The 7,836-nt window shown below is 35.7% G+C and carries 9 protein-coding genes and 1 rRNA gene; 2 read left to right on the top strand and 8 right to left on the bottom strand.

All coding sequences use genetic code 11. The features are described from left to right. Window positions 1-106: ribosomal RNA gene (rrf, locus tag FTU80_RS11180) — 5S ribosomal RNA — on the top strand; the annotation flags it as partial. Window positions 107-358: 252 nt separating this feature from the next. After that, the gene (locus FTU80_RS11175) at window positions 359-799 is read left to right on the top strand and encodes a hypothetical protein (protein ID WP_180035693.1); all 441 of its coding nucleotides are present in this window, start codon (window positions 359-361) and stop codon (window positions 797-799) included. Window positions 800-810: 11 nt separating this feature from the next. On the opposite strand, the gene FTU80_RS11170 is transcribed toward FTU80_RS11175, so the two are convergent. From FTU80_RS11170 to FTU80_RS11135, 8 genes are all read right to left on the bottom strand, one after another. Then, window positions 811-1,242 (bottom strand): roadblock/LC7 domain-containing protein, encoded by a 432-nt coding sequence (locus tag FTU80_RS11170; RefSeq protein ID WP_180085088.1) that lies wholly within the window; start codon window positions 1,240-1,242, stop codon window positions 811-813. Between the two features lie 10 nt (window positions 1,243-1,252). Further along, the gene (locus tag FTU80_RS11165) at window positions 1,253-1,789 is read right to left on the bottom strand and encodes an ATP/GTP-binding protein (protein ID WP_180085087.1); all 537 of its coding nucleotides are present in this window, start codon (window positions 1,787-1,789) and stop codon (window positions 1,253-1,255) included. A 9-nt stretch (window positions 1,790-1,798) separates the two neighbouring features. Beyond that, on the bottom strand, window positions 1,799-2,758 hold the full coding sequence (locus FTU80_RS11160) for a hypothetical protein (RefSeq protein WP_180085086.1): 960 nt from the start codon (window positions 2,756-2,758) through the stop codon (window positions 1,799-1,801). A 52-nt stretch (window positions 2,759-2,810) separates the two neighbouring features. Beyond that, a complete protein-coding gene (locus FTU80_RS11155) occupies window positions 2,811-3,170 on the bottom strand; it encodes a hypothetical protein (RefSeq protein ID WP_078193877.1) in 360 nt (119 codons plus the stop codon). Between the two features lie 479 nt (window positions 3,171-3,649). Next, complete coding sequence (locus tag FTU80_RS11150; RefSeq protein ID WP_180023574.1) at window positions 3,650-4,234, bottom strand: lytic transglycosylase domain-containing protein; 585 nt, start codon at window positions 4,232-4,234, stop codon at window positions 3,650-3,652. Window positions 4,235-4,577: 343 nt separating this feature from the next. Beyond that, window positions 4,578-5,063 (bottom strand): GNAT family N-acetyltransferase, encoded by a 486-nt coding sequence (locus FTU80_RS11145; protein ID WP_180085097.1) that lies wholly within the window; start codon window positions 5,061-5,063, stop codon window positions 4,578-4,580. A gap of 89 nt (window positions 5,064-5,152) precedes the next feature. Continuing rightward, complete coding sequence (locus tag FTU80_RS11140) at window positions 5,153-6,352, bottom strand: acyl-CoA dehydrogenase family protein (protein WP_180085085.1); 1,200 nt, start codon at window positions 6,350-6,352, stop codon at window positions 5,153-5,155. Between the two features lie 29 nt (window positions 6,353-6,381). After that, entirely contained in the window at window positions 6,382-7,668 is a 1,287-nt protein-coding gene (locus FTU80_RS11135) for an acyl-CoA dehydrogenase family protein (protein ID WP_180085096.1), read from the bottom strand. Window positions 7,669-7,836: the final 168 nt, after the last annotated feature.

The following is a 7,836-nucleotide window of genomic DNA, read 5'->3' as shown; positions in this document are numbered from 1 at the left end:
AATAGCAAGAGTGAACCACCTGATCCCTTCCCGAACTCAGAAGTGAAACCTCTTAGCGCTGATGGTAGTGTGGGGTTACCCATGTGAGAGTAAGTCATCGCCAGCTCATTATTCGAAACACCCCCTGCACTAGTCAGGGGGTGTTTTTTTATGTGCGGAGAAAAAGGGAAAGTTATCAAAATAGAAAATAATAAGAGAAGCAAATTCAAAAAATAAGAAAACGAGAGATATTTAAAGAAAATAAAACTAAAATGCTCAATCCATCTATATCATTTTAAAATCTTTTGCTAATGAAAATGTGTAATAAATCAATATAATAAAATCGTTTGTTTCATTAATAATATATAGGGTATTTAAGATGTTTTTAAAAAAATTATTAACTATAGTTTTATTTGCATTTGTTTCTTTAAATACTACAGCTGGTGTGTATCAGGATAAACTAAGTGAATGTTTGGTAAATAAAATTTCAGCAGAAGAGAGTCAGAACTTAACGGCTTGGATTTATTTGGCATTTTCAGCACATCCAGAAATTTCTAAGTATAGTAAAGTGACGTCCGCTGAGATGCAAAAGATTGATAAAAATATGGCAAATTTATTTCAAGATTTATTTACTAAACGTTGTAATGCTGAAATCAAAGCTGTTACAGAAAATGAAGGAACAAATGCTTTGGGTAAAGCATTTGAACTATTGGGGAATCGTGCAGCTGAGAACCTGATGAAAAATCCAGTTGTTGAAAAACGTATTGCATCATTTGCACAATATTTTGATGAAGATAAAATGCGTGAATCGATGAAATAAATTGAATTGGACTAGGTGAATGTATTTGACAGTTGATATTCGCTTAGTTCATTACTCACTCTTTTTAAAGAATATAATAATTGCCCTAATAATACATTTTTTGATGTCAAGACAACTAATATCATGGGGTGCTGAGGGTGAGAGATCGCTGTGAGTAATGCTTTACCATTTTCAGCATCTAATGTAATGGTTTGACAACCAATTAAATTAATTTCGTTAGTAAAAGCTTGAACCATTGCTAAGATTGAACTGCTTACAGCTGCAAGTTTTCCAGAATTTTCAATATTTTTCTTTTCTATAGATTTTAATTCAAAACCATCAGTTGAACATAACATCATATATTCAACACCGGACACATCAGAAATTAACTCCTTCATGAGTTTATGTGCATGTTCAATAAGCTGTAGTGGTGCTGAACGTGTTGTATGAATTGCTGTATTCATAATATCTTCATTAGATTGAAAGTTGAACTTCGGCTTTTGCAATAAGTGCTTCTAGAATAAAAAGAATGTCTTTTTTATTTCTAGCATCGATATAAAAAATCGGGTGATGTATCTGTTGTGAATCCTGCCATTCTTTATAAAGTTTGGTGGATTTATACTGCGTACTGTCTAAATGTGTAATCGCGATGATGATGTTTTCATTATTTTCAGAAAAATAATTTAAATAATCATTCAGCTGCTGAATTGGATGGTCATGTGTATGATCAATCAAAATAATTGTACCAATCGCGCCGTTACAAATGGTATTCCATATAAAGTTAAATCTTTCTTGGCCCGGCGTACCATATAAACCAAGTTTAGTACCATCGGCGAGAGTAAGTTCACCGTAATCGATTCCAACAGTAGTCAACATTTTTTGATGCGCATTTTGATCAGTATTAAGCGCTTCTGTACTCAGTACAGGAATATCAGAAATACTTTGAATAGCAGTGGTTTTTCCGGCACCCATCGTTCCGGCAAATACGATCTTGTATAGCTGTAAAATCATAATGAAATTTTAGATTCCTAATTTTTTTCGAAGACTACGGAAAAAACTCTGTAGTGGATTTGAAGATTCTTGAGCTGTTTTTTGGCTATGATATACACTCGCCATGGCTGGAATCTCTTGTATGATTTCAGCTATGTGGCATGCAAATAAATAACGATTAATAAAGTTTTGGCTTAAATGTATTTGTTCAGCAATATATTGAGTAGAACTACCTTCCATAAAAAAAGCGGATATTTTCAATAGTGATTGTCGCTCAGCACAATGTATAGGCTGTGGCCAATGCAAAAGTTTATAGTGGCTTGTGTAATTGGGGGGAGTATCATCTACGTAATCCCAAACAAATTGCCATAATCCATGCTGTAAATTTATTGATTCCAACCCATATTTAAAAGTGACAACTGTATTTGTATCTGCTGAAATGAGTGTGATTTCAGAATTTTGTGTGATTTGTATATTTTGTTCTATCCAAAACTCATTGCTTAAGTTATCAATGAGTGCGATTGGTTTTAGATCTAAAAGCAATAGTTGACGTTGATGTTTATTTAAATCTTTAAAAGCCTGTGAGATCTGGAGTGCATTTAATTTAGGTTTTGTGTCTTGAACAACAATAGGATTGGACACATTTACAGGATTAATATCTCGGAACCTTAACGCAACTGAATGCTCTAACCAATGCTCAAATTGATTGGTATTTGTTAGGGGTAAAAACAGGGTATCGTGTTCGATTTGATTTGCTTTCAATTCATTTTTTTTAAGTTTAAGTATGATTAAAGCTTCGTGCCTTATTTTATTTATATTCGGCAGGTCGATAAAGTCATCATTGATTAATAGGACTTGGAGTTTCGAATCTGCAATGTTTGTCCAATGAATAGTAAAAGTTTCAGATAGCTTATTTGAAATAATAGATTTAATGTCATTGATAACATTTAGATTTAAGCCAAAGATAGAAATATATAATGTGCTATTCACGAAATGGTCCAGAAAAACTGGGTTATTTCTTGTGAAATAACCCAACTTTAAATTAAGAAAAATCTAATTCTTTTTCGAAATGTTTAAGTTCATGGCGAGCCATAGCAAGGTTTGATTTACTACGGTCTAATACGAGGTAAAGAAATAATGCTTCATTTGAGTCGAGTGGGCGGATTAAGTGATATTGTTTACCCAGAGTAATTAGAATGTCTTCAATAGAGTCATTTAAATTCAACGCTTTGGCAACTTTACGCTTTGAGCGGACAACTTCAGTATTACCAGCAGCAGCTAATTCTAAATCGATGTCGTTATTGCCTTGTGTCGCCATAGCAAGGCCACTTTCGCTGTCAACCAAAGCTGCAGCAATAAAACCGTCAATGTCTGTTAAAGCGTTTAAAGATAATTTGGCCATTATTAACCCCAATAAATTATATGTTAATCAGTAATATAGTTTTACTGACCTATATGATATTAGCTAAAAATAATGAATAAACAATGCTAAAAAAATCAGCTGGTTGATTATTGTTAATAATAAATAAAGTAAAAATGATGTTTAAAAGATTCTTGGCGGCTAAAAGTTATAGTATTGTGTAGAATATTTAAACTTTTTATAGAATTGTTGTATATGAAATTCAATTAAGGTTGTTGTTTTATAAGAGTTTTTTTATTAATAGATTTAATGTATTATTTCATTAATTTAATATACAAAAACGATTATATAAGATGAAATAAATATTAAAAATATATGCTGTTTGTTTGTTTATTGCTCATTAAAATACATCATATAATATTATTCTAGAATCTATATTTGTGATTTAAGTCTATTAAATTCAAGTATTTGTGATATATGTTAAAAGTTCAATCATGGGTAATAGGATTGAACTTTACTTCTTATAATGCACTTTTTAAATTATTTCGATGTTGTTTCACTTGTTTTGCATAACGTTTACCTTGTTTTTTCATTTTTCGATTGGTGTTATAAGCGGTAGGTCCGACATTATAGTAGGCTAAAGCTTTTGGCATGCTGCCAGCGGCATTTTTATATTTAGTTAAAATAAATGACCCACAATTAATATTGGTGAATTCGTCATATAAATCCCCAGGGCATGTTGCTTGCCAATAACGTGGCATCACCTGAGTTAAACCGACTGCACCTGCAGGTGAACTGACATAAGGGCGGAAAGTTGATTCTTGGCGAATAACAGCAGCCAGTAGTAAAGGATCTAAGTTATATTGATCAGCAGTTTGCACAATGTAGGGGGACACTCGATTTGCAGTTTCAGGATTGACTGAATAGGCCTTTTGTATCCCTGATGAAAGTTTAATGGCACGTTTTTCTACAGAGCCACCACCGAGTGATGAGCATCCAGAAATCAGGGTTACAGATATTATAACAGTTGAAAACTTTAAGCTGTGTGCGCTTAGGAGCGACGAAAGACGAGTTGAAAGGCGAGTTTTATTCAGTACATTCTGCATTTATATTCACTTTAAAATAATCATGGCTAAGTGTAATTTCTTTAAGCGATAGTATAAATTGGAGACTTAGAGGTCAATATTTTCTTAAATTGCTCTATACAGTGTAATTGTAAAAATTGATGGAAATGTACTCAAATTACATGATTGTCTAAGTGAAGAGAGAAAAACAGATAGCATTACTTGTGTCACTATTTCTCTCTTGACATGGTACTTATTAAGATTGTGGGGATATTCAAATCCCGAGAACTTTAGTTATAAAAAACTAGAATATCCACTCATGAAATATCCCTATTTGAAAAAGCTATAACTTTTTTCAGAGGTATGAATGGAATCTAAGTATAATTTAAAGTGTTTTAAGCATCCAAATTTCGCATGCTTGGCTATGACCTGTATTGCCCTTAGGAGCTTGTAAGTGTTGAAATCCTACTTTTTCATAGAGTTTTACTGCTTGCCCAAGTGTATGTGTGGTTTCTAAATAACACGCTTTAAATTTATGATCTGTGGCGAATTGAAAACAAAGTTCTAAAATATCTTTGGCTAAACCATGACCACGTAATTCAGGCAAAAAATACATTTTTTGGATTTCTAAAATGCTTGAATCTCCAGCTAAAGGAGAAAGGCCGCCACCACCTAAAATTGTACCGTGTTGATTTTCAATAACCCAATATTGTGCATTTGCTTGTGCATAAACGTGATATAAATCATCTAAAATTGGATCTGCAACGGCAAATCCTGATTCAGGTGCTAATCCAAATTCTTTGGAAACTGTGCGAATGACATTGGCAATGCTTGCATTGTCTTCAAGTTGAAGTGGTCGGATCTGAAACATAATCATCGAAAAACAAAAAGATGGATTGTTTATAGACTGATCCTATATAAAAATCCATCTTTAAGTTTCAAATTGCTCAAACAAAGTAATTATTTTAATTCGCTTGAACTTTTACCCAGTTCACGTCGTGCAACGATTAATTGTTGAATTTGCTGTGTTCCTTCAAATATATCAAGGATTTTTGAATCACGTGCCCATTTTTCCAATAATTCATCTTCGTTATAACCAACTGCAGCTGCGAGCTCTACACATTTTAATGTGATTTCATTACCTACACGGCCTGCTTTTGCTTTAGCGATGGATGCTTCACGTGAGTTAGGTTTTTTGTTGTCAGCCATCCATGCAGCTTTGAGCATGAGTAGACGTGCTGCTTCCCAGTCTGCTTCCATTCGGTAGATTTGTGCAGCAATATTCGAACTTTGTAAGATGGGTGTTGAATACTGTTCGTCTAATTCATCTTTAAAGATTTCTTTAATTCGCTCTAAAGATGCCTTTGCACAGCCTATAGCCATCGCAGCAACGAGTGGGCGAGTATTATCAAAAGTTTCCATAACCCCAGCAAAACCCTTTGCTACATCAATTTCAGCATTGCCTAATAAGTTTGCAGCAGGGACACGACAATCTACAAAACTAATGGCAGCAGTATCAGAAGCTTTAATACCCAATTTATGTTCTAGGCGTTCTACAGTCATTCCTGGTGTACCTTTTTCAACAACAAAGGATTTAATCGCTGCTCGACCTAATTTTTTATCTAGTGTTGCCCAAACCACCACTGAATCAGCACGTTCGCCCGAGGTAACAAAGATTTTTTCACCATTGAGGATGTATTCATCGCCATCTTTCGTCGCAGTTGTCCGAATTGCTGCTGAATCAGAGCCGCAATTGGGTTCTGTAATGGCCATAGCGGCCCAAGTTCCTTTTAAGCGTTCTAGTTGTTCATCATTGGCTACTGCGGCAATAGCCGAGTTTCCAAGCCCTTGTCGAGGCATACTGAGCAACAGACCTGTATCTCCATAGCACATCTCGATGATACTGAGGGCTGTTGACATATTGACATCGTTTTTATTACCCGTGTCTGTGTCGCCACGTTTATTGACGGCAGCACCTGCATTCATGCCATCACCGCCATCATTCATACCGTCGACGAGGGAAGACAACATGTCTAACTCTTTAGGATAGGCATGTTCGGCTTTGTCATATTTACGTGAAATAGGACGTAGAACATTTAAAGCGACTTCATGGGCTTGGTCGATCAGCAATTTAAATTTTTTCGGATTTTGTAAGTTCATGGACATTTCCTTGTTTTTATTTTGCTGAATTAAGCATGTAAGCCAGATTGAAGAATCGCTGTGGCACGTAAGTCTCGATACCAACGTTCTACGGGATGTTCTTTGGTAAAGCCGTGACCACCTAATATTTGCACGCCATCGGTCCCAATTTTCATTGACTTTTCAGCACATAGCACGCGGGCTAAATAGGCTTCACGATGAAAAGGCTTGCCGGCTTCGGCTAGACTTGCTGCATTAAGGATGAGCATATGCATGGCATCTATTTCGATTGCCATATCTGCAATCATAAATGCCACACTTTGACGGTGCGAAATTGGCTCCCCAAAAGCTGTACGTTCGTTTGCATATTGAATGCAATATTTCTTGACTGCAGTTGCGGTACCAACAGCCATGGCACACCACATTAAATTGCCAAGATCGATAAATGAGGTGTAATTGAAATCTTGATCTCCTAAGCGTTGGGCAGGGGTCTGATCAAATTTTAAAGTTACAGTTTCAGTGGCTTTCAAACCCATAGCAGGTGTTTTTTTTGCGCTAATGCTCTGGTCGCGTTGCACAATAAAAACTTCAGGCTGTCCATTGAGCATGGCACTCACTAACAGCACATCTGCCTGTTCGCCTAGAAGGACTAAGGTTTTCTCCCCACTGATTTTATACTGCTGGCCATCAGCAATCGCGTGAGTTTTAAGTTGATAGGGATTAAATGCCGCTGTTGCCTCTTGAACCGCAAAGCTTGCACGTAGGGCTGAATCATCTGCAAATGCCGCTAAGTAGGTTGCTTGAACAGATTCGGAACCCCATTGGGTAATGGTGTTGATACAGCTAAATGTCGACAGTAAACCTGCTGTTAAACTAAAGTCACCTTCAGCCAATTGTTCAGCAATTAAGATATTGCTAATGATATTTTTTTCTGTCGCGACGCCACCCAAATCTTCAGGTAAGGCATAATAATTTAGACCTAGATCTTGGATATGTTGCCATAACGCTTCAGGAAATCTTTCCTCTTGATCGGCTTGATGAGCAAGTGGATACAAGACTTCTGTGGCAAACTGCTGCATCGCATCAGCAGTCATTTGTTGTTCTTCAGTCAGGTTTAAATCAAATAATGATTTTTGTTGATTAGGCAAACGTTGCTTATGCACATCTTTGTTGGTCTGAAATACTTTTTGCGTTTGGCTCAAGGTTTTAAAACCAGCTTTTGAGCTCTGATACAAAGATTTTTCAACAAATTTGCGCAGTTTAAACTGATCGAGTACATCACTTCCGGCAATTTTAGTTAAAAGTGAGAGTCCAAATCCTTGTGCCTTGTTTACCATATTGGTCATTGTTGTTTTCCATTTGCGTTGTTCTTATTTAATGCTGACATGCCAAAGATAGAAAAACCATGTCATAAATGACATGCGTGATTGTCAAAGATAAACGGAGCACTTAGGCGATTTTTGATAGCTAAATGATTAATTAAGAATGGAAAATCAAAAAGGCTT

Origin of the sequence: Acinetobacter sp. YH12145, from assembly GCF_013418335.1 — a bacterium.
GTDB classification, from domain to species: domain Bacteria; phylum Pseudomonadota; class Gammaproteobacteria; order Pseudomonadales; family Moraxellaceae; genus Acinetobacter; species Acinetobacter amyesii.
Note: the sequence above shows the minus strand (reverse complement) of the source record. Positions and strands in the feature narration are given on the sequence as shown.